The organism is Janthinobacterium sp. 61, assembly GCF_002846335.1.
Classification (GTDB): Bacteria; Pseudomonadota; Gammaproteobacteria; order Burkholderiales; family Burkholderiaceae_D; genus Janthinobacterium.
Map to the genome: position 1 here is coordinate 2453669 of NZ_PJMQ01000001.1, position 22853 is coordinate 2476521.

Consider the following 22853-nt stretch of genomic DNA (forward strand, 5'->3'; position numbering starts at 1 on the left):
ATCATGCTTTTTCCACCTTCACCAGGAAGGACTTGAATTCCGGCGTTTGCGAATTCGCATCCCCCACGCCCGGTGTCAGGGTATTGATCAGATACCCCGGCTTGGCCACGCCCGTAAAGCCCCAGTGCAGCGGCAGGCCCACGGTATGCACCTGCTTGCCCTCGATCATCAACGCCTTGATGCGCTTGGTGACGACGGCCTTGGCGATGATGTGGCCCCGCTTGGAACTGACGCGCACTTCACCACCGGCAACGACGCCGATGCTCTTGGCCAGCTCTTCGCCGATTTCGACGAATTGCTGCGGCTGGATAATGGCGTTCAGGCGCGCATGCTTGGTCCAGTAATGGAAATGCTCGGTCAGGCGGTAGCTGGTCGCCACATGCGGATACTCCTCATGCGTGCCGAACATTTTCCGGTCATCGGCGAACACGCGCGCGGCCGGATTGCTGGTCGCCTGCGGGTTTTTCGGATGCATGGGGTTGTAGCCCAGCGGATTTTCGAACGGCTCGTAATGCTCGGGGAACGGCCCTTCGGCCATGGCGCCACGCGCAAAGAAGCGCGCCACGCCCTCGCCCAGCATGATGAACGGGCCCATGCCATTTTCCGGCGGCTCGTCGACCTTGAAGTCGGGAATATCGGCCCCGCTCCAGTTCGTGCCATTCCACTCGATCAACTTGCGGGTCGGGTCGAAAGGCTTGCCCTTCAAGTCGCACGAGGCACGGTTGTACAGCACGCGGCGGTTGGCCGGCCACGCCCAAGCCCAGCCCAAAGTCTGGCCGATGCCCGTCGGGTCGCTATTGTCGCGCCGTCCCATCTGGTTGCCCGCCTGCGTCCAGCTGCCGGCGAAGATCCAGCAACCGCTGGTAGTCGTGCCATCGTCGCGCAGTTGCGCAAACGAGGCCAGCTGCTCGCCCTTTTTCACCAGCAACTTGGTGGCGTCCTTCGGATCGTACAAGTCAGCCAGCGCACGGCCGTTGAATTCGCGGGCGATTTCTTCCGGCTGCGGGTTATGCGGCTGCGCATAATTCCACGTCAGGTTGACGATAGGATCAGGGAACTTGCCGCCCTCTTTCTTGTACATGCTACGCATGCGCAAGAACAGGCCCGACATGATCTCCAGGTCGCTGCGCGCCTGGCCCGGCGGTTCGGCCGCCTGCCAGTGCCATTGCAAGACGCGCGAAGAGCTCACCAGCGAACCGCGTTCTTCGGCGAAGCAGCTGGTCGGCAAGCGGAACACTTCCGTCATGATCTTGGTGGGATCGACTTCGTGGTATTGCCCGTGCGGCTTCCAGAATTCGCCCGTTTCCACGGCCAGCGGGTCCATGATGACGAGGAACTTCAGCTTCGACAGCGCTTCCGTGACTTTCTGCTTGTTCGGCGCGGACGCCAGCACATTGAAGCCCTGGCAGATATAACCCGTCATCTTGCCTTGGTGCATGTTCTCGATGGCTTGCATCAAGTCATACGGCTTGTCGAGTTTCGGCAGGTAGTCGAAGGCGTAATTGTTTTCGGCCGTGGCGAAATCACCCCACCACGTCTTCATGAAGCTGACGTGGAATTTGCGGTAATTGCTCCAGTAGCTGAGCTGGTTCGGCCGCAGCGGCTTGGTGGCGCGTGCGGCGATGTACGCATCGAAATCCTGCTCGCCCTCGTTGGGCAAGGTCATATAACCTGGCAACAGGTTGGACATCAGGCCCAGGTCGGTCAAGCCCTGGATATTCGAGTGGCCGCGCAAGGCGTTCATGCCGCCGCCAGCGATACCCATATTGCCCAGCAACAGCTGCACCATGGCGCCCGTACGGATGGTTTGCGCGCCCGTCGAGTGGTGCGTCCAGCCCAGTGCGTACAGGATGGTGCCGGCGCGTCCCGGCACGGCGGTCGAAGCCATGGCTTCCGCCACCTTGTGGAACTTGTCGGCCGACACGCCGCACGTACGTTCGACCATCTCGGTCGTGTAGCGCGCGTAGTGCTTCTTCATCATCTGGTAGACGCAGCGCGGGTGTTCCAGGGTCGGGTCGACCTTGGCATAACCATCGTCGCCGATCTCGTAATCCCAGGTGGCCTTGTTGGTGTACTTGTTCTTTTCCTTGTCGAAACCCGAGAACAGGCCATCCTCGAACGCATAGTCTTCGCGCACGATGAAGGGCATGTCCGTGTAGTTGCGCACGTACTCATGCTGGATCTTGTCGTTCGTCAGCAGATAATTGATGATCGCGCCGAGGAAGACGATGTCCGTGCCGGTACGCGTGGCGCAGTAGTAATCTGCCACGGATGCGGTACGGGTAAAACGCGGATCGACAACGATCAGCTTGGCCTTGTTATGCGCCTTCGCTTCCGTTACCCATTTGAATCCGCAAGGATGTGCTTCTGCTGCATTGCCGCCCATGACCAAAATCACATCGGCATTCTTGATATCGACCCAATGATTCGTCATCGCGCCACGGCCAAACGTCGGGGCAAGACCTGCCACCGTCGGTCCGTGTCATACACGCGCCTGATTATCAAAGGTCAGCATCCCCATGCTGCGCACTGTCTTGTGGGTCAGGTAACCGACCTCGTTGCTGCCGGCGGACGCGGCAAGCATGCCGGTGGAGAGCCAGCGGTTGACGGTCTTGCCGTCGGCATTCTTTTCGATCAGGTTGGCATCACGGTCATCCTTCATCAGGCGCGCGATCTTGTCGAGCGCCACATCCCAGGAGATCGGCTGCCATTCCGTGCCGCCTGGTGCGCGGTATTCGGGCACTTTCAGGCGGTTCGGGCTGTGGATGAAGTCGACCAGGCTGGCGCCTTTCGGGCACAGCGTGCCGCGGTTCACCGGGTGATCGGCATCGCCTTCCACGTGGATGATGCTGGAGACGGCATTTTTCGCGCCGTCGCCCAGACCATACAGCAGGACGCCACATCCTACCGAACAGTAAGGACAGGTATTACGTGTCTCGGTCGTGCGAGACAGCTTGTATTGCCGCACTTCCGCCATCGCCTGGCCCGGTGCGAAACCGAGCAGGGCGAGGCTGGAACCAGCAATGGTCGCGCCAGTTACCCGAAGGAACTGGCGCCTGGACATCTGAACCATATTCAGGCCTCTATGATGTGAGTAAATAAGAGTCATACTACGTCGTCGTGGTCTCATATCACGAAGATATAAGCACCATGACTGTGCCGTATGACACCATTTTACCCCTCAAACTCCGTCAAGGCTCAGAGCGCCGGAAAAAATTGCACTTAGTCAACAATATTTTATAGGAACCGAACAGTTCTTCTAAACAATGCCAACCTGCCGTTACCGGCCTGGCAGCGGTGCTGTGCACTTGCATATCGCTATCCAGGCATGAAAAAACCCGCTCGCAAGCGGGTTTTTCGGGGTGCGGCGAATGACAGCCTGCTTACAGGCTGTAGCGCAAGGTCAGCGCCACAGTGCGCGGCGCGCCCGGCAAGCTCAGGTTAGGGCTGGAACCGTGACCGGAAACGATGTAGCGCGTGTCGCCGATATTGTTGACGTTCAGCTGCACTTCATAGCGCCCCGTGCGGTAGGCGGCCATGGCGTCGGCCGTCACGTAGCCAGGCAATACCACCGTATTGCCCGGATTGGCGAAGCGGCTGCCGACGGCATTCATGCCTCCGCCCACGGTGTAGCCATGGCCCAGGTCTTTCGTCAGCCACAGGTTGGCCGTATTGCGCGCCGTCAACGTGGCGCGCTTGCCCTTGATGGCGACGGAACTGGCCGTCGTTGTGCCCGCTACGTTGACGCTCTTGTCGACGGCGATGGAATCCGTGATGGTGGCGTCCAGGTAGGCATAGCCGGCCACCATCTTCCAGCCATCATGCAGGTCGGCATTCAAAGTCAGCTCCAGGCCGTCCGTGCGCTGCGTGCCGACAGGTACGATGCGGTTCGTGATGGGGTCGCTGGTCTTGATATTGTCGCGTTCCAGGCGGAACAGCGACACAGTGGCGTTGGCGCGGCCACCCCACAGCTCGTACTTGGCGCCCACTTCCGTGTTGCGCGTGGTTTCCGGCGCCAGGTCGGCATTGTTGGCGGCCAGGGCGAAGTTCTCGCCGCTGGGCTGGAACGAGCGGCTCCACGACGCATAGTACGATTGCGTGCTGCCCGGTTGCCAGACGAGGCCGGCGCGGGGGCTGTAGGCCGCATCCGTGCGCGACAGCTTCGCCGTCGTCACGCCGGCCGCATTGGCCAGGCGCGACTGCTGCTGATAGCTGTCATAGCGCAAGCCGGCCAGCGCCTTCCACTCGTCGCTGAAGCTGATGGCATCCTGCACGTAGGCGGCGGCCGTATCGTAGGTACCGAAAGTATCGCTGCGCGCGCCCAGCTTGCTGCGGTCGACCTGCGGCAGCACAGGGTTGAAGATCGATACATTCGTCGCCACCACGGTCGAGGCCCAGCTGTTGGCATCCTTGTTTTGCTTGCCAAACTCGGCGCCGTACAGCACTTCATGGCGCAGGCTGCCGGTGACCAGTTTTTGCGTCAGTTCCGTCTGGTTGAACCAGCCGCTCTCGTCGCGGTTCAGCTTGGCGTGGCCGAAGTTCATCGTGCCTTTGACTTCGTTGACGTTGCCGGAAATATTCGTGTTGTTGCGGTCCAGGTGGTAATCGTAATAGCGGAAGGCATTGCGCAGCGACAAGGACTCGCTGAACTTGTGCGTCAGGGTGGCGGCCGTGGAGACCACGCGCGACTGGCTGAAATCGCTATCGCGGGCGTTGGCGGCGCCGTAGTAAGTGCTCGCATCAACAGCCACCGGGCGGCCATGCCAGGACGGGATGCCGAAGTCTGTCAGGCGACGGTCTTCCAGGTAGTCGCCCTGCAGCAGCAGCCTGGTCGCGCCAGAGAGGCGGATGGCCACCGATGGCGCCAGCGCCGTGCGGTTGATGAATTGCTGGTCGCGGTAGCTGTCCGACAATTCACGCGCGCCAGTAAAACGCCAGTCCACCGTCTCGCCAACGCGGCCCACGTCGACTTCGCCGCGGCGCCCCGCGGTGTTCGTCAAGCTCAGGGCCAGGTCCGTGATATCCACGCCCGGTTTTTTGGAGATGCGGTTGACCAGGCCACCCGAGGAACCGCGGCCGTACAGGACGGCGGCCGGCCCCTTGATCACTTCCAGCCGTTCCACATTCGACAGGTCGCGGAAATACAGGGCGTCATCGCGGAAGCCGTCGACAAACTGGTCGCCGATGGCCGTGAAGCCGCGGATAAACACCTGGTCACGCTGGCCGTCTCCCGTGGACAAGCCCACGCCAGGAATGTTCTTCATGATGTCCTGGATCGACATGGCGTTCTGGTCGCGGATGACCGCGGCCGGCACCACGTTGATCGTCTGCGGCACATCGCGCAGGGCCATTTCCGTCTTGGTGCCGCTGGCGGACGTGCCGGCGACATAGCCATCCTTGTCCTTCGATGCCGTCACGGTGACGGCGGGCAAGCTTTCCTGCGCCCAGGCCGCCAGTGGCACGGCGCCCAAGGTCAAGGCGCCCAGTACGGCGATGGTGATCGGTTTACATCCTGGCTTGCGCTGCATACAACTCCCTGGTCGATTATTTAATACGAATGATTATCATTAGTATTTTACCAGCAGACACAGCGAAAAGTAAGGCGGGATGTAAGTGATAGTACTTATGGACCAGGTACTTGATGTAAAAAAGCAACAATAAATTAATATCAAAAAGTAATTAAAATTGCTTTGGAAAACTATTTCCGTGCGTCAATGCTATACTTGCGCTTGCTGGTTAGCGGATTCCCACGCCGCCACACCCCTTGCTTCACCTCCAACGCCGCGCACTGCGCGGCGCGCCGCAACGCATGCACGCGGCACCCGAAGACCCCGATCCCCTGCGCCTTGCGGCGCCTGTCCGCCCCTGCTGGCGGCGGCGATCATGACTATTAAACTGCTAGGAATTACATGAAAAACCTGAACATCGGCAGCCGCCTTGGCGTCGGCTTTGCTGTCGTATTGCTGTTGCTTGCCGCCTTGACCATCACCGCCCTCGTGCGCATGCAAACGGCCAGCGACCTGACTTACCGCCTCATCAATACCAGCATCAAGAACCAGCGCATGGTGGCCGAATGGTCGAAGATCATTGAACTGAACAGCGTGCGCGGAGTGGCCTCGTTTGAAATCACCGATCCCATCGTGCGCGCCAAGATCGAGGAAGACTTGAAAGTCGATGCGGAGCGTTCCAGCAAGCTGCAGGACGACATCATCGCGTCGCTGCTCAACCCGGCCGTGATCGAGCAATTCAAGGTCGTGCGCAAGGTACGCACCGATTATGTGACGACGCGCGCACGCGCCTTCAAGATGAAGGCCGACGGCGACGTGGCGGGCGCCAAGGAAGTATTCGAGAAGGAAGTCACGCCAATCACCACGGCCTACCTGGCCGAAGTGAAGCGCTTTGCCGGCATGCAGATCAAGGCTGCCGACGGCGTAGGCGCCAGCATCATCGAGGCTTACAGCAGCACCCGCATCTTCCTGATCACCATGGGCGTGCTGGCCGTGCTGATGGGCATCGGTTTCGCGTGGTGGATCACGCGCTCGATCACAGGTCCCATCCGCGATGCCGTGAAAGTGGCGGAAACCGTGGCAGCGGGCGACCTGAGCAGCACCATCACGGCCCAGGGCCGCGATGAAACGGGCCAGCTGATGCACGCCCTGAAAACCATGAACGACAGCCTGGTCGGCATCGTGGGCCAGGTGCGCAGTGGCACCGACACCATCGCCACGGCCTCAGCGGAAATCGCCGCAGGCAACCAGGACCTGTCGTCGCGCACGGAACAGCAAGCCAGTTCGCTGGAAGAAACGGCCTCGTCGATGGAAGAGCTGACCTCGACCGTGAAGCAGAATGCGGACAATGCGCGCCAGGCAAACAAACTGGCGGGCGACGCAGCCGGCATCGCCAGCCGCGGCGGCGCCGTGGTAGCCGAAGTGGTGGCCACCATGGGTGAGATCAATACCTCGTCGAAGAAAATCGTCGATATTATCTCTGTCATCGACGGCATCGCCTTCCAGACCAACATCCTTGCCCTGAACGCGGCCGTGGAAGCGGCACGCGCCGGGGAACAGGGACGCGGCTTTGCCGTGGTGGCCACGGAAGTGCGCAACCTGGCGCAGCGCTCGGCAGCGGCGGCAAAAGAAATCAAGGGCTTGATCGACGACTCCGTGCAAAAGGTCGAGGTGGGCACGGACTTGGTCGACAAGGCCGGCAAGACGATGGAAGAAATCGTGCAAAGCATCGGCTTCGTCACCTCCATCATGAGCGAGATCAGCAACGCCAGCGAAGAACAGAGCGCAGGCATCGAGCAAGTCAACCAGGCCATTTCCGAAATGGACCAGGTGACGCAGCAAAATGCAGCCCTGGTGGAAGAAGCCTCGGCCGCAGCCGAAGCGATGCAGGAACAGGCGAGCGAACTGGCGCAGGTGGTCAGCGTCTTCCGACTGGATGCCAGCGCGGCGGCGACCGACCGTTTCAGCGTGACAGCGGCGCAGCGCAGCGCGCCGACAGCTCCAGCAACCCCGGCCGCGCCTGCCCGCAAGGCCCCTGCCCTGCGCCTGCCCGCAACGCGCGCCAGCAGCAAGGCAACAAGCCCTGCCCAAGGCGAATGGGAAGAGTTTTAAAGTGTGACGATCAATGCGTGGCAGCCAATGCCACGCATGCCAAACAGCCAGGCATCAGCACAGCCTGGTTTGCGCATCTTCGATGAGTTTCGCCAGTTCGCGCGGCGCGGATTGTCCCAGGAATGCCAGCGCCAGCGCTTCCGGATCGATGGCCGCGTCCAGCGGCAGGCCATGCTCGAAGCCGCCCACCATATAGCGGCAGAAATGCGGCGATTCGGCCCGCGTTTCCACATACCAGCAGCCCGCATGACCCTGCACAAAGTATTCGCCGATAAAGTAGCCGAGCATGGTTTTCACCCATTGCCAGCTCTCGTCTCGGATAACGATGGTGCGCATGGCAGCATCGATGTACGGCAGGTATTCGGCCGCGTTCGTCAACACTTCGTGCGCGGGCTGGATCCCCAGGCGCTCGACAAAGTTCACCAGCGACGTACCCAGCGCGTCATAGTAAGCGTCGAAACCCGCTTGGCTTTGTTGCAATAATTGTTCTTGTTCGTTCGACAGCATTCACACTCCACAGACATTCTACAATTCCGCCCATTGTCGAGAAACGGCGCGGATCCAACCTTCCCATATTTTACGCCACGCTCACCACCACGCCAGCGCGTTGCAGCAGGACCTGGTTGCGGGCGGACAAATGCATCACCTGCAGGTGCTTGCCCGCCTTGTCATAGCGCTCATACAAGGTTTCAATGGCGGCGATGGCCGAGTGATCGGCCATATGCATGTAGCGGCAATCGAGGATGACGCAGGCCGGATCGGCGGTCGGCTGGAACAGTTCCTGGAAGTGCGTGGCCGAAGCGAAAAACAGGGTGCCGTGCGGCACGTACACGCGCACGCCCGGAGTCTTGTCATCGATGTCGGCGCGCATGTCGCGCGCATGTTGCCAGGCAAAATTCAAGGCGGCGATGACGATGCCGCACAGCACGGCCATCGCCAGGTCGGTGAATACCGTGATCACCGTCACGGCAACGATCACCAGCGCATCCTGCAACGGCACCTTGCCCAGCACGCGCAAGGAACCCCAGGCAAACGTCTGCTGGGCCACCACGAACATCACGCCCACCAGGGCGGCCAGCGGTATGCGCTCGATCAGCGGCGAGAGGAACAGGATGAACAGCAAAATCATCACGCCGGCCGTCACGCCCGACAGGCGCGAGCGGCCGCCGGAACTCAAATTGATCATCGTCTGCCCGATCATGGCGCAGCCGCCCATGCCGCCAAACAGGCCCGAGACGACGTTCGATGCACCGAGCGCGATGCATTCGCGGTTCGGCTGCCCCCGCGTTTCCGTTATCTCATCTGTGAGATTAAATGTGAGCAAGGTTTCCAGTAGCCCCACCATGGCCATCAGCGCCGCATACGGAAAAATGATGTGCAAGGTGCCCATGTCCAGCGGCACGGTGGGGAAATGCAGGGCTGGCAAGCCGCCGGCGATATGCGCAAGGTCGCCCAGGGTACGCGTCGGCAAGTTCAAAACATGGCTGAGCACGCCCACGCCCAGGATGGCCACCAGTGCTGGCGGCACGACCTTCGTGATGCGCGGCAGCACGTAGACGATGGCCATGGTCAGGGCCACCAGCCCTCCCATCACATACAAGGGCATGCCTTGCAGCCATGCTTCACCTTGCGCGGTGGCCTGGCGAAAGTGTTCCAGTTGGGCCATGGCGATGACGATGGCCAGACCATTCACAAAGCCCAGCATCACGGGATGGGGCACCATGCGGATCAGCTTACCCAGGCGCAAGATACCGAACATGGCCATCAAAATGCCACTCAGCACCACGGTCGCCAGCAGATACTGCACACCGTGCTGCGCCACCAGCGCCACGATCACCACGGCCATGGAACCGGCGGCGCCCGAAATCATACCGGGACGTCCGCCAAAGATGGCCGTGCATGCACAAATGATGAAGGCGCCATACAGGCCCATCAAGGGGTTCAACTGCGCCACCAGGGCGAAGGCGATGCACTCGGGCACCAGGGCGAAGGAGGTGGTCAAGCCCGCCAGGACGTTTTTTTGCAGGTTCGAGTACCACTCATCCCGAAAAGTTGTGTTGATCATTGATGCGTATCCAAAGTCGGAACAGGAAAATGCGGGCCTGATGGGCAATAAACAGGCGCAGCCATGCCAGCGGGTGTCACAGAAAAGCTGCGCTGAGGTCGATCGGAGCAGGAAAGTCGTCAGTGACTACATCGGTATGGCGGAAAGGGGAAGTTTCATCAAGGCGCCAGGCGGCGCGGCTGAGCTTGCCGGCATTATACAAGATGCGCAACCGGCAAAAATATGGACAAAAAAATAGCCCACTCGAAAGCGGGCTATTTTTTTCATCTGGAGGCGAGGACGGGAATCGAACCCGTCTAAACGGCTTTGCAGGCCGCTGCATAACCTCTTTGCTACCTCGCCAGAGGAACTGCTTGGATGCGCCTTGCGGCCCACCTTGATAACTGGAGCGGGAGAAGAGTCTCGAACTCTCGACCTCAACCTTGGCAAGGTTGCGCTCTACCAACTGAGCTACTCCCGCATTGGAGCTTGGTTACTGCCTAATCACGCCGCGTGCTGTGGCGGATAAAAAAAGGAAGCCAGCTTAGCTTCCCTTTAGAATTCTGGAGCGGGAGAAGAGTCTCGAACTCTCGACCTCAACCTTGGCAAGGTTGCGCTCTACCAACTGAGCTACTCCCGCATTGGAGCTTCTATTTTCTGCTACTGCCATCTTGCTGTACTGCTTCCAGCTTGCGCTGGAGCGGGAGAAGAGTCTCGAACTCTCGACCTCAACCTTGGCAAGGTTGCGCTCTACCAACTGAGCTACTCCCGCATACGAACCACTATTTTACTGCTTTTTACTACCGTTTACCAGTGCTGCTTTACTGCTGATCCAGCATTCACTGGAGCGGGAGAAGAGTCTCGAACTCTCGACCTCAACCTTGGCAAGGTTGCGCTCTACCAACTGAGCTACTCCCGCAGTGGACAACATTGTATCAGAAGCTCTACTACATCGCCAGTACTACTTTTTACTGCAGCTGCTGTTTTTACCTATGACACGATCCAGAAAACTGGAGCGGGAGAAGAGTCTCGAACTCTCGACCTCAACCTTGGCAAGGTTGCGCTCTACCAACTGAGCTACTCCCGCGTCATCAACAACAGGCCAGCATTATAGAGGGATTACAGGGGCTGTCAACGGGCAATATCTGGTCTTTTGCAAAATATTCCGCACAAAACAGCCGCCTGCCTGTTCTTAGTGCAAATTCCCCGCTTTTTCCTTGATGAGAGGCCATGCCAGGCGCAGGTAATAGAACATCGACCATACCGTCAGCACGCAGGCGATCCACAGCAGTTTTTCGCCCCACACATGGGTATCGATCGCGCCGAAGATCACATCGTGGTAGAGCAGCAAGGGGATGGCCGTCATTTGCGCGGCCGTTTTGATCTTGCCGATCGAGCTGACTGCCACCGATTTCGATGCGCCGATCTGCGCCATCCATTCGCGCAATGCGGAAATGGTGATTTCGCGGCCGATGATGATGAAGGCCAGCACGGCATTGACACGGTCCAGCTGCACCAGCACCAGCAAGGCGCCCGCCACCATCAGCTTGTCGGCGACCGGGTCGAGGAAGGCGCCAAAGGCCGAGGTCTGGTTCCAGCGCCGCGCGAGGAAACCATCGAACCAGTCGGTCACGGCGGCAACAATGAAGACCAGGGTGGCAACCAGGTTCTGGTCGCCATGCAGCAGCATGGACGGCGGCAGATAAAACACGCCGACGACGAGTGGAATCAGGGCCACGCGCAGCCAGGTCAAAAGGATGGGAATATTAAAAGGCATAAGGAAGCAATCGGCCGACGGGTAAATTGAACATGAAGAAAGCGTGAAGAAAGCGCCACTAGTCTACATGGCCCGGGGGTATTAGCCTAGTCCGCTTGCGGCAGCGCCGGGCCAGGCCATCATCCATCAATGCAGCTGCTTGTAGATTTCTTCCGCAAGTTGCGTCGAAATCCCCTCCACCGACATCAAATCCTCAACGCTGGCATCGACCACGCCGCGCAAGCCGCCAAAGCGCGACAGCAGTTTCTGGCGGCGCTTGGCGCCTATGCCCTCTATCTCTTCCAGGCGCGAAGTCTGGCGCGTCTTGGCACGCTTGGCGCGCATGCCGGTAATGGCGAAGCGGTGCGCCTCGTCGCGGATTTGCGCGATCAGCATCAGCGCGGCCGATTCCTTGCCCAGTTCCTGCGCCGGGCGGCCATCGACGAACAGCAGTGTTTCCAGGCCCACCTTGCGCCCTTCCCCCTTGGCCACGCCGACAATCAAGCTGATATCGAGTCCCAGTTCGGCAAACACCTGGCGCGCCATTTCAATCTGCCCCTTGCCGCCGTCGATCAGCACCACGTCGGGCATGACGCCATCGCCATTCGCCACTTTTTCATAACGACGCATCAAGACCTGGCGCATGGCCGCGTAATCGTCGCCGGGGGTGATGTCATTGATGTTATAGCGCCGGTATTCGCCATTCTGCATGGCGTGGTGATGGAATACCACGCACGACGCCTGCGTCGCCTCACCCTGCGTGTGGCTGATGTCGAAACACTCCACGCGCAGGCTGTCGAGGTCCTCCGTTTCCAGGCGTAGCGCTTCGGCCAGCGCGCGCGTGCGCGATTGCTGCGAACCCTGCTCCGACAGCAAGCGCGCCAGCGAAATCTCGGCGCCCTTTTGCGCCATCTCCAGCCATTGACGGCGCTGTCCCTGCGGCTGGAAGATCAGGTTGATGCGGTGGCCGCACTGTTCCATCAATGCCACCATCAGGGCCGGCTGGTCGAATTCGATACTCAGGATCAGGGTGCCGGGGATGAATTTTTCCGTGTAGTGCTGCGCCAGGAAAGCGGCCAGAACTTCCACCTCGATCGGCTCTTCGGCAATCGCCGCCGCATCGCTGAGCTGGCTGGGGAAGTAGGCGCGGTCGCCCAGGTGACGCCCGCCCCGCACCATGGCCAGGTTGACGCAGGCGCGTCCGCCCTGCACCAGCACGGCGAGGATGTCGACATCGGCGTCGCCCGTCGTTTCCATGCTTTGCTGGTGCAGCACGCGCGATAGCGAAGCGATCTGGTTGCGCACCACCACCGCCTGCTCGAATTTCAGCTCGGCGGCAAAGGCGTGCATTTTCTTTTCCAGGTCAGCCATCACTTCGCTCTGACGCCCGCGCAGGAAGCGTGCCGCGTTTTCGACGTCGTTTTTATAATCTTCCTTGCTGATCAGGTCCACGCAGGGCGCGCTGCAGCGGCCGATCTGGTGCAGCAGGCAGGGCCGCGTGCGGTTGGCGTAGACGCTGTCCTCGCAGATACGGATCAAGAACACCTTTTGCAGGATCTGCATCGATTCCTTGACGGCCCAGGAACTGGGGAACGGCCCGAAATACTGGTTCTTCTTGTCCACCGCGCCCCGGTAATACACCATGCGCGGCGCATCGCCGCTGGTAATCTTCAGGTAGGGGTAGGACTTGTCGTCGCGGAACAGGATGTTGTAGCGCGGCTGCAGCGCCTTGATCAGGTTGTTTTCCAGGATCAAGGCTTCCGCTTCGCTGTGCGTGACGGTGGTTTCCAGGCGCGCGATGCGCTCGACCATCATGGCGATGCGGGGACTGGCCAGGTTTTTCTGGAAGTAACTGGAGACACGTTTTTTCAGGTCTCGCGCCTTGCCGACATACAGCACCTTGTCGGCGGAGTCGAAATAGCGGTACACGCCGGGCAAGTTCGGCAACTTGGCGACAGTGGCCAACACCTGCACGCGCGGGTCGGGCGGCGTTTCCGCCAAGGATGGTTCTGGGCTTGCTTCGGTCATTGCTGGCTCATTGTGCACTTATAGTTACACTGCTTGCTCTACGATCACGAACGCGACCGCATATTCTTCTTCATCGCTGATCGTCACTTGCGCGCTCAGCCGGTTTGTTGCCATGAAGTCCGCCAGCACGCCGCTGCAGACGATCATCGGCTTGCCGCTGGGGTGGTTCAGCATCTGCGCGGCGGGCCATGTCATCGGCATGCGCAAACCCAGGCCGATGGCCTTGGAAAACGCCTCCTTGGCCGCAAAGCGGGTGGCCAGGAAGCGCACGCCGCGCACGGCGTTCCTGGCGCTGCGGGCACGGAATTTTTCCAGCTCCTGCGGCCCCAGTATTTTCTGTGCAAAACGCTCGCCGTGGCGGGCCAGGGCCGCCTCGATGCGGGGAATCTTGCAGATATCGGTACCGATGCCGTAGATCATGGCGGTCTCCCTTGTGCGTGCGTTTATGCTTTGTTGCCCAGGCGCGTGGCCACCATGATGGCCTTCATTTCACGCACAGCATTCTCCCAGCCGACAAACACGGCGTGCGCGACGATGGCGTGGCCGATGTTCAGTTCAGTAATATCCGGAATGGCGGCAATCGCCTGCACATTGGTGTAATGCAAGCCGTGGCCCGCGTTGACCTTCAAGCCACGGCCCACGCCGAACAGCACGCCCGCCTTGATGCGTTCCAGCTCGGCCAATTGCTCGGCGCCTGCCGTATCCGCGTAGCGCCCCGTGTGCAGCTCGATCACGGGCGCACCGAGTTCGGCGGCGGCGGCGATCTGCTGCTCGTCGGCATCGATGAACAGGCTGACGCGGATGCCCTCGCCTTGCAATTGCTTCACCGCCGCCTGCACTTCCTTGAAGTAGCGCACCACGTCCAGGCCACCTTCGGTGGTCACTTCGGTGCGCTTTTCGGGCACCAGGCAGACGTCGGCAGGCTTGATGCGGCAGGCGAAATCGATCATTTCCTGCGTCACAGCCGCTTCCAGGTTCATGCGCGTGAGCAATTGCGGTGCGATGGCGATCACGTCCGCATCCTTGATGTGGCGCCGGTCTTCGCGCAAATGCAGGGTGATGGCATCGGCGCCCGCCTGTTCGGCCAGCAGGGCCGCGCGGATTGGGTCCGGATAGGCGGTGCCGCGCGCATTGCGCAAGGTGGCCACGTGGTCGATATTGACGCCCAGGTCGATGACGGGGCCGGAAGGCTGCAGAAAGCTCATAGTGATGGTATCCGTAAAGTGCCGTAGCGCTGCAATGTAAAGAGCAGCACTACAGCTGCATTAAATCGATCAGTATCTGGCGCGTATTCAAGGTGGCGCCCCCCAGTTGATGGGCCAGCAAAAAGCGCATCAGCAACTTGCTTTGCGCCTGCGTGGCCACGTCAAGATAATCTTCGCGCTCCATGTCGAGCAGGGTCTTGCCCGTGATCTTCGGCCAGACATCGCTGGCGCGTGCCGGACGTGGCCCCCGTTCCGGGTCGACCACGTACACCTGCCCCGCCTCGACGGCCTGGCGCGTGCCCGTGCAGCACGTCAGGTCGGCCGCCACGCCCGTTTCCTTGAGCAGGGCGCGCTCGAACTTGCGCAGCACGATGGGTGGCGGCTCATTGTGCGCCAGTTGATTCAAGGTAGCAACGTAGTGGTCGAACAGGACGGGATGCGGGTCGTCGCGCGCCAGCAGTTTCACCAGCAATTCGTTCAGATAAAAGCCGCACAGCAGGGCCGTCTTTTCCAGCGGCAGCATGCCTCCCACCCATTCGGCGCCCGTCAAAATACGCAGTTCGGATTTGCCCGTCCAGCCCGCCTGCAGGGGCTGGAAGGTCTGCAGTACGCCGCGCAACTGTGAATGGGGCCGCTTGGCGCCCTTGGCGACGAGCGCAATGCGGCCGTATTCGCGCGTAAACACGTCGACGATGAGGCTGGTTTCTTTATGCGGATAGCTGTGCAGCACGAAGGCTGGCTGGCCCGTGACCTTGCCGTCGCGCGCGGGCGGACGGCTGCGCCTTGGCGGCGGTGCGGAAGTTGCGGCCGGCGGCGCGATGGCCACCGGCGCGGGGACAGGTACGCAGACAGCAGATGAAGCTGGCGCGAGCTCAGACTGCGCTGGCGTGGTGGTGCTCATGCGTGTGGCGTCGCCCCCGGGTTGCGGATTACTCGTAGCCGTAGGCGCGCAAGCCCGCCTCGTTGTCGGCCCAGCCCGATTTGACCTTGACCCAGATTTCCAGGTACACGGGGCCGCCGAACAGTTTTTCCATGTCCAGGCGGGCCTGGGTGGAGACTTCCTTCAGGCGCGCGCCCTTGTTGCCGATAATCATGGACTTGTGCGTATCGCGCTCGACCAGGATGGCGGCGAACACGCGGCGCAGATCGCCTTCCTGCTCGAATTTCTCGATCAGCACGGTACTCGTGTACGGCAATTCGTCGCCCACGAAGCGGAACAATTTTTCTCGCACGATTTCCGAGGCAAGGAATTTCTCGCTGCGGTCCGTGATGTCGTCAGGTCCGAAGATGGGCTGGTTTTCCGGCAAGAAGCGCTTGATCTCGTTCTGCAAGCCTTCCAGCTGAAAATGCAGCTTGGCGGACACGGGCACGATGGCGGCGAAGTCGCGCATGGCGGCGATCTTTTGCGCGAACGGCAGCAGCACGGCCTTGTCCTTGACGCGGTCGGATTTGTTGATGACGAGGATGCATGGCACTTCCTTCGGCAGCAGGTCCATCACTTGCTGGTCGGCCGGACCAAAGGTGCCCGCCTCGATCACGTACAAAATCACATCCGAGGAAATCAGGGTGTTCGTGACGGTCTTGTTCAGCGTCTTGTTCAGCGCGTTCGAGTGGCGCGTCTGGAAGCCGGGCGTGTCGACGTAGATGAACTGCGCATCCGGCACCGTCTGGATGCCCGTGATGCGGTGGCGCGTGGTTTGCGCCTTGCGCGAAGTGATGCTGACCTTCGCGCCGATCAGCACGTTCATCAGGGTCGATTTGCCCACGTTGGGGCGGCCCACGATGGCGATATAGCCACAGCGGAAGTTGTCGGGCATTTTAGTGGCTGTCATGCTAGTGTCGATTCTGTTTAGTGTGAGCGGCGATCGCCGGGGCCGCAGGGGCTGCCGCGTCGTCGCTCTGGATGGTGGCAATGCCGGCCAGCTTGAGCTGGGCGGCGCGCGGTTTGGGCTTGCGGCTGGCGGCTGGCGACTTCAACAGCGCCTGCTCGGCCACGTCCAGCGCCAGTTTTGCGGCGGCTTGCTCACCGGCGCGGCGGCTTCCGCCACGGCCGTAGACCTGGATGTTCAATTTCGGCACCAGGCACTCGATCTCGAATTCCTGGCTGTGGGCGGCGCCATGGGTGGCCACCACGTTATACTGTGGCAGCGAAATTTTCTTGCTTTGCAAAAACTCCTGCAGCAAGGTCTTGGCATCCTTGCCCAGGGTTTGCGGATCGACCGAATCGAGGATGGGAATGTAGAAGGCGCGGATCACCGTGCTGGCGGCGTCGAAACCCGTATCGAGGAAAATCGCGCCCAGCAAGGCTTCCAGGGTATCTGCGAGGATCGATGGACGGCGGAAACCGCCCGACTTCAACTCGCCTTCGCCCAAGCGCAGGAATTGCGACAATTCCAGCTTTTGCGCGATCTCATACAGCGACTGCTGCTTCACCAGGTTGGCGCGCAGGCGCGACAGGTCGCCCTCGTCGATGGACTTGAAGCGTTCGTACAGGATGGAGGCGACCACGCAGTTGAGGATGGAGTCGCCCAGGAATTCCAGCCGCTCATTATGCAAACTGCTGTGGCTACGATGCGTCAAGGCTTGCTGCAACAGGCCAGCATCCTGGAACGTATAGCCTAAACGGGTTTGCAATAGCTGAAGATTCATTGTTGTTTCTGTATCATCTGAGTAATTCGGCTGGCCGCCGCGCGGGGAATCGGCGCGGCAGCCATGGGTGGTCTCTGGAGACCTGGCCGGCCTAGTGTATGCCGCCCACGCGTTTCGGGTTACTGAAGTTCATCCACACCAGGAATGCCTTGCCGACGATGTTCTCGTTCGGCACGAAGCCCCAGTAGCGGCTGTCCGCGCTATTGTCGCGGTTATCGCCCATCATGAAGTAATTGCCTTGTGGCACCACACACGTAAAACCGTCTTCGTTGTAGTTGCACGCATCCTTGTGCGGGAAATCCTTCACTTCGCGCAAGTTCAACGTGGGAGCCGGTTCGTCGTTGAGGATGCGGTGGCTCACGCCCGTCAGATTTTCTTCCAGCTGCTTGTGATACACAGTGCTTTCGTCATCGAGGTAGTCGTCCAGCGGCGTGTACCGCACTTCCTTGCCGTTGACCGTCAAGCGCTTGTTTTCATAGGTGATTTTATCACCGGGCACGCCGATCACCCGCTTGATATAGTCTTGCGACATATCTTTCGGGTACTTGAACACCATCACGTCACCGCGCTGCGGATCGTTGACTTCAATGATGCGCTTGTTGACGATCGGCAAACGGATGCCATAGGTGAACTTGTTGACCAGGATCAAATCGCCCACCAGCAAGGTCGGCACCATCGAGCTCGACGGGATCTTGAATGGCTCGTACAGGAACGAGCGCAGGCAGAACACCAGGGCGATGACGGGGAAGAAGCTGCCCGAATACTCGACCCAGGTCGGCTGGCGCAACAGCGCTGCCTCAATGGTCGCGCGGCTGCCGCCCGCATCGGACTTGATGCCCTCAGCGGCCAGCTTGGACTGGCGCGCATCGAAATCAGCCAGGGCGCGGTCGGCCGCCTTGCGGCGCTGCTTGGACAGATAAAACACATCCAGGCACCAGACCAGGCCCGTCAACACCATCAGCACGAACAGGATTAAAGCGAAGTTCCCTAAAATTACTTGCAGGTTCATTATTAACCATCCACTTGTAAAATTGCCAGGAATGCCTCTTGCGGGATTTCCACGGAACCTACTTGCTTCATGCGTTTCTTACCCGCTTTTTGTTTTTCCAGCAATTTTTTCTTGCGGCTGATGTCGCCGCCATAGCACTTGGCCAGCACGTTCTTGCGCAAGGCTTTCACGTTCTCGCGCGAAATGATGTTCGCGCCGATGGTCGCCTGGATGGCCACGTCGAACATCTGGCGCGGGATAAGTTCGCGCATCTTGGCGGCCACCTGGCGGCCACGGTACTGGCTGTTCGAACGGTGGACGATGATGGCCAGCGCATCGACTTTTTCGCTGTTGATCAGCATGTCGACCTTGACCACGTCGGCCGCGCGGTATTCCTTGAACTCGTAATCCATCGAGGCATAACCGCGCGACGTCGATTTCAGGCGGTCAAAGAAGTCCAGCACGATCTCGGCCATCGGCATTTCATACACGAGCTTGACCTGGCGGCCGTGGTAGCTCATGTCCATCTGGATGCCGCGCTTGCCGATACACAGGGTAATCACGGAACCCACGTATTCCTGCGGCATATACAGATTGACCGTGACGATAGGCTCGCGCACTTCCTCGATGCGCGACGGATCGGGCATCTTCGACGGGTTGTCGACGTTGATCATGGTACCGTCGCGCTGGATCACTTCATACACCACGGTTGGCGCCGTGGTGATCAGGTCCATATCGAATTCGCGCTCGAGGCGTTCCTGCACGATTTCCATGTGCAGCAAGCCCAGGAAGCCGCAGCGGAAGCCGAAGCCCAGCGCCTGCGACACTTCCGGCTCGTACATCAGGGCCGCGTCGTTCAGTTTCAGCTTTTCCAGCGAGTCGCGCAGCGCGTCGTACTGGTTCGCTTCCACGGGGAACAGGCCGGCGAACACTTGCGGCTGCACTTCCTTGAAGCCAGGCAATGGCGCGGCGGCAGGACGGCTGACCAGGGTGACGGTATCGCCCACCTTGGCCGCCTTCAATTCCTTGATGCCGGCGATGATGAAGCCCACCTGGCCTGCCGACAATTGCGGCAAGGATTGCGAACGGGGAGAAAATACGCCGATGTCTTCCACCAGCTGCACCGAATCGGTGGCCATCAGGCGGATCTTGTCTTTCGGTTTCAGGGTGCCGTTGACCACGCGTACCAGCATGACCACGCCCACATAGGCGTCATACCAGGAATCGACGATCAGCGCCTGCAGCGGCGCATCGGGGTCGCCCTTCGGTGGCGGCACCTTGACGATCAGCTGCTCGAGCACGTCCAGCACGCCGAAGCCCGTCTTGGCCGAGCAATGCACGGCGTCGGCCGCGTCGATGCCGATCACGTCTTCGATTTCGGCAATGGCGTTCGGTGGGTCCGCGTTCGGCAAGTCGATCTTGTTCAGGACGGGCACCACTTCCACGCCCAGGTCCAGCGCCGTATAGCAGTTGGCGACCGTTTGCGCTTCCACGCCTTGCGACGCGTCAACCACCAGCAGCGCGCCTTCGCACGCGGACAGCGAGCGCGACACTTCATAGCTGAAGTCGACGTGACCCGGTGTATCGATCAGGTTCAGGTTGTAGATCTGGCCATCGCGTGCCTTGTAGTGCAGGGCCGCCGTCTGCGCCTTGATGGTAATGCCGCGCTCGCGCTCCAGATCCATCGAATCGAGCACCTGCGCCTCCATCTCGCGGTCGGACAAGCCGCCGCACAATTGAATGATGCGGTCAGCCAGGGTCGATTTACCGTGGTCAATATGGGCGATGATGGAGAAGTTGCGTATGTTATTCATTAACTAATATATGTGCGAGTGACAACACTGCTTTAACAGGAATCAAGGGGATCATGTCCGGGCCAAACAGGGCCAACACCGGGCGCCCCACTCATGATGAAAAAAGCGCTCCGAGCAGGACATCTGCATGCCCAGGCGAGCGCTTTTGAAGCGACAGAAGCTGCTGCCTCGGACAGTAGCTTTTTCGACCTTCCCATTTTACCGGATTTCAGAGTAGAAAGCCCGTCTTTCAGAGGCCGGCACTGGGCAAGCCGACATTTTCAGCTGTTTACAGCACCAGGATGGTGCAATGCAGCGTGAATATTGTTATTTAAGCTACGAAAGGTAGCGACGCACGGCAGCCTCGTCCAGAAAATAATGGCAGAGCTCCGGCTGCGCCAGGTCGCCAAACAGCACCGGCACCAGTTCGTCGAAGCGCGCCAGCAGCGAGGCATCGGGCGAGGCATCGATATCGATCACTTCCACCGTAAACGGCTTGTCAGGCGACTGCAACAGGAACAATGCGTCAAGCATATCCTGGCATAAATGGCAGTAACTGCGGGAATAGAGAGTGAAGTGCATATTTTTGTGACGGCGCAGAGGAAGGCTGGGGTCAGACGGGGACGCCTAGTCCCGACGGGGGAATTCAAGCCAGTGGCTTGAATTCCGATCCCGCAGGGACTACCCCCAGAATTTACTTGGCTGACGGGCGCAGCGAGACGAATTGCGCCGTATTGCCACGGCGCACCAGCACGGCCGACGGCTTCTTCGGATCGAGCTTGGCCACCAGGGCATTGAACTGCTTGGCATCTTTCACGGCAACGTTGTTCAATTGCAAGATCACATCGCCAGGCTGCAGGCCCGCCAGGGCCGCCACCCCACCCGCATCGTCGACCAGCGCGCCCGCGTCGATCCTCAATTCCTGCTTTTTCTCGGCCGGCACGTCGCTGACCTTCAGCCCCAGTGCATTGACGGCTTGCGCTTCCGACTTCTTGGCCGTCTTGTCGCCTTCCAGTTCGCTCACGGTGATGGGCAAGGTCTGCTGCGCGCCATTGCGCCAGATGGTGATGTTGGACTTGCCATTAAGAGTGGCGTCACCGACCAGGCGCTGCACGTCGGACCAGCGCTCGATGGCCGCGCCGTTGAATTTCAGGATGATGTCGCCCGGCTTGATACCCGCCTTGTCGGCCGCGCCACCCGGCTCCACCATCGACACTTGCGCGCCCTTGGCGTTCGGCAAGCCCAGCGATTCCGCCACGTCCTTGCTCACTTCGCCGATCTGCACGCCGATGCGCCCGCGCACCACTTTACCCGTCTTTTTCAGCTGCTCGCCCACGCGCATGGCTTCATCGATCGGTACGGCAAATGAAATGCCATTGTAGGCGCCGGACAAAGTGGCGATCTGCGAGTTGATGCCGATCACTTCGCCGCGCATATTGATCAAGGGACCGCCCGAGTTGCCAGGGTTGACGGCCACGTCGCTCTGGATCAGGGGCAGGTAGTCGCCCGTATCGCGGGACTTGGCGGAAATGATGCCGGCCGTCACCGTATTTTCCAGGTTGAATGGCGAACCGATGGCGATCACCCACTCGCCCACGCGTATCTTGTCCGAGTCGCCGATGGTCAGGCGCGGCAGGTTGGCGCCCTCGATTTTCAGCAGGGCCACGTCGGTGCGGGCGTCAGCGCCGATCACCTTGGCCTTGAATTCGCGCTTGTCCGTCAGGGTCACGTACACCTCGTCGGCGCCATCGACCACGTGGGCATTGCTCAGCACGTAACCATCGGCCGAGATGATGAAACCGGAACCGACGCCGCGCTGCACTTCCTGCTCCTGCGGCACGGCGCGACGACCGCCACGCGGTGCCTGCTGGCGCGGCACAGGCATGGCGCCGCCAAAGAAGCGGCGCAGGAATTCCTGCATTTCCTGTTCATCCTGGCCGCCCGCACCGGGCGTATTCATCTTCAGGCGCTCGGTGGTACGAATATTCACCACGGCCGGACCGACGGCATCGACCAGGTCAGCGAAATCAGGCAACTTCACGGCCGGCACGGCCGCGTGCGCCTGTGGCGCCAGGCCCAGCATAGTGGGAGCGAGAAAGAGACCAGCCGTACCGAACAATAAGGCGGAAAGCGTCTTCACTGAAAACGACTTGCTGGCGACACACATGTTTTTTTTCATGGAAAGGATCTTTTCGAGTATTAAAACGGATCAGGCGATTGCCTACGCGCATGATTGGCCGTCATGACGGAGACCCAGGGGTAAACACACCTGGCAGCGCGCATGGAAAGCAATGCAACAATATATCGCAAAAGCAAGATATTGCCAGCACAGAGTGTCAATCGTAGCGAAGTCCGGTGTCAAGAGGGCCAGGGGCAAGTTAAGCCTGGCATAAGATGCCGCAGCGCTAGCGCTGTGCCAGCGGCCCCGCCTCCAGCGGCTCGGCAGTGCCCAGCGGCACGATGGCAGAGGACAGGGGTTGCAATGGCTCCGCGTGGACAGCCTGCTCGTCAGGCGCCGCCTCGGCGGCCAGGCGCCTGGCCAGGCGTGCGTCGAATTCGGCGCCCAAGGCATGGCCGCACTGCTCCGAGCGCAGCACGTCACCGATCAGGCGATAGGCATTCCAGGCTTGCCGCCCCGATGGCGTATCGAGGGCCGCGAAAGCCAGTTCGAGTTCGCTCGCCGCCAGCTCACCATCGGCCAGGGCGGAAATCGTCTCGTGCAATCGTGTATGCGTATCCATGATGGGTCCTGCCATTTCAAGAGAATAGTT

General features: G+C 60.3%; 18 protein-coding genes and 6 tRNA genes. 2 read left to right on the forward strand and 22 right to left on the reverse strand.

Translation table 11 applies throughout. From position 1 onward, the window contains the following. Position 1: 1 nt before the first annotated feature. Both fdnG and CLU92_RS11210 read right to left on the reverse strand, forming a co-directional pair. A complete protein-coding gene (gene fdnG, locus CLU92_RS11205) occupies positions 2-3073 on the reverse strand; it encodes a formate dehydrogenase-N subunit alpha (RefSeq protein ID WP_101481953.1) in 3072 nt (1023 codons plus the stop codon). A gap of 310 nt (positions 3074-3383) precedes the next feature. Beyond that, positions 3384-5528 carry a TonB-dependent siderophore receptor gene (locus tag CLU92_RS11210; RefSeq protein ID WP_101481954.1) on the reverse strand — a complete coding sequence of 715 codons (2145 nt, stop codon included), beginning with the start codon at positions 5526-5528 and terminating at the stop codon, positions 3384-3386. 381 nt (positions 5529-5909) lie between these two features. Between CLU92_RS11210 and CLU92_RS11215 the strand changes: the two genes are divergently transcribed. After that, complete coding sequence (locus tag CLU92_RS11215) at positions 5910-7619, forward strand: methyl-accepting chemotaxis protein (protein ID WP_101481955.1); 1710 nt, start codon at positions 5910-5912, stop codon at positions 7617-7619. A 54-nt stretch (positions 7620-7673) separates the two neighbouring features. Here the strand turns inward: CLU92_RS11215 and CLU92_RS11220 are convergent, their stop codons facing one another. Beyond that, positions 7674-8126, reverse strand: coding sequence for a hypothetical protein (locus CLU92_RS11220; RefSeq protein ID WP_101481956.1), 453 nt, complete (start codon positions 8124-8126; stop codon positions 7674-7676). Positions 8127-8196: 70 nt separating this feature from the next. After that, positions 8197-9684, reverse strand: coding sequence for a SulP family inorganic anion transporter (locus tag CLU92_RS11225; protein ID WP_101481957.1), 1488 nt, complete (start codon positions 9682-9684; stop codon positions 8197-8199). On the opposite strand from CLU92_RS11225, the gene CLU92_RS11230 reads away from it, so the two are divergent. Further along, complete coding sequence (locus CLU92_RS11230; protein ID WP_133990300.1) at positions 9674-9922, forward strand: hypothetical protein; 249 nt, start codon at positions 9674-9676, stop codon at positions 9920-9922. The two genes, CLU92_RS11225 and CLU92_RS11230, sit on opposite strands and share 11 nt — an antisense overlap. A 30-nt stretch (positions 9923-9952) precedes the next feature. Here the strand turns inward: CLU92_RS11230 and CLU92_RS11235 are convergent. From CLU92_RS11235 to CLU92_RS11320, 18 genes are all read right to left on the reverse strand, one after another. Beyond that, positions 9953-10026 (reverse strand) — tRNA-Cys (locus tag CLU92_RS11235). A 42-nt stretch (positions 10027-10068) separates the two neighbouring features. Further along, a tRNA-Gly gene (locus CLU92_RS11240) sits at positions 10069-10144 on the reverse strand. Positions 10145-10227: 83 nt separating this feature from the next. After that, positions 10228-10303 (reverse strand) — tRNA-Gly (locus CLU92_RS11245). Between the two features lie 56 nt (positions 10304-10359). Next, positions 10360-10435: transfer RNA gene (locus tag CLU92_RS11250), tRNA-Gly, on the reverse strand. 71 nt (positions 10436-10506) lie between these two features. Then, positions 10507-10582 (reverse strand) — tRNA-Gly (locus CLU92_RS11255). Between the two features lie 92 nt (positions 10583-10674). Continuing rightward, positions 10675-10750 (reverse strand) — tRNA-Gly (locus tag CLU92_RS11260). Positions 10751-10855: 105 nt separating this feature from the next. Next, the gene (gene pgsA, locus CLU92_RS11265; protein WP_101481959.1) at positions 10856-11440 is read right to left on the reverse strand and encodes a CDP-diacylglycerol--glycerol-3-phosphate 3-phosphatidyltransferase; all 585 of its coding nucleotides are present in this window, start codon (positions 11438-11440) and stop codon (positions 10856-10858) included. Between the two features lie 126 nt (positions 11441-11566). Beyond that, entirely contained in the window at positions 11567-13447 is a 1881-nt protein-coding gene (uvrC, locus tag CLU92_RS11270) for an excinuclease ABC subunit UvrC (protein ID WP_101481960.1), read from the reverse strand. Between the two features lie 24 nt (positions 13448-13471). Then, complete coding sequence (gene acpS, locus CLU92_RS11275) at positions 13472-13867, reverse strand: holo-ACP synthase (protein WP_101481961.1); 396 nt, start codon at positions 13865-13867, stop codon at positions 13472-13474. A 23-nt stretch (positions 13868-13890) separates the two neighbouring features. Beyond that, complete coding sequence (pdxJ, locus tag CLU92_RS11280; RefSeq protein ID WP_101481962.1) at positions 13891-14652, reverse strand: pyridoxine 5'-phosphate synthase; 762 nt, start codon at positions 14650-14652, stop codon at positions 13891-13893. A 49-nt stretch (positions 14653-14701) separates the two neighbouring features. Further along, entirely contained in the window at positions 14702-15553 is an 852-nt protein-coding gene (gene recO, locus CLU92_RS11285; protein WP_101481963.1) for a DNA repair protein RecO, read from the reverse strand. A 28-nt stretch (positions 15554-15581) separates the two neighbouring features. Then, positions 15582-16484: a GTPase Era gene (gene era, locus CLU92_RS11290; protein ID WP_034749612.1), complete on the reverse strand. Its 903-nt coding sequence runs from the start codon at positions 16482-16484 to the stop codon at positions 15582-15584. Between the two features lies 1 nt (position 16485). After that, positions 16486-17301 carry a ribonuclease III gene (gene rnc, locus CLU92_RS11295; RefSeq protein ID WP_077406693.1) on the reverse strand — a complete coding sequence of 272 codons (816 nt, stop codon included), beginning with the start codon at positions 17299-17301 and terminating at the stop codon, positions 16486-16488. Positions 17302-17392: 91 nt separating this feature from the next. Next, on the reverse strand, positions 17393-18310 hold the full coding sequence (gene lepB / locus CLU92_RS11300; RefSeq protein ID WP_101481964.1) for a signal peptidase I: 918 nt from the start codon (positions 18308-18310) through the stop codon (positions 17393-17395). Between the two features lie 2 nt (positions 18311-18312). Next, positions 18313-20103 (reverse strand): translation elongation factor 4, encoded by a 1791-nt coding sequence (gene lepA, locus CLU92_RS11305; protein ID WP_101481965.1) that lies wholly within the window; start codon positions 20101-20103, stop codon positions 18313-18315. Positions 20104-20418: 315 nt separating this feature from the next. After that, entirely contained in the window at positions 20419-20664 is a 246-nt protein-coding gene (locus tag CLU92_RS11310) for a glutaredoxin family protein (protein ID WP_101481966.1), read from the reverse strand. 112 nt (positions 20665-20776) lie between these two features. After that, the gene (locus tag CLU92_RS11315; protein ID WP_101481967.1) at positions 20777-22261 is read right to left on the reverse strand and encodes a DegQ family serine endoprotease; all 1485 of its coding nucleotides are present in this window, start codon (positions 22259-22261) and stop codon (positions 20777-20779) included. Positions 22262-22487: 226 nt separating this feature from the next. Further along, positions 22488-22823 carry a sigma-E factor negative regulatory protein gene (locus tag CLU92_RS11320; protein ID WP_101481968.1) on the reverse strand — a complete coding sequence of 112 codons (336 nt, stop codon included), beginning with the start codon at positions 22821-22823 and terminating at the stop codon, positions 22488-22490. Positions 22824-22853: the final 30 nt, after the last annotated feature.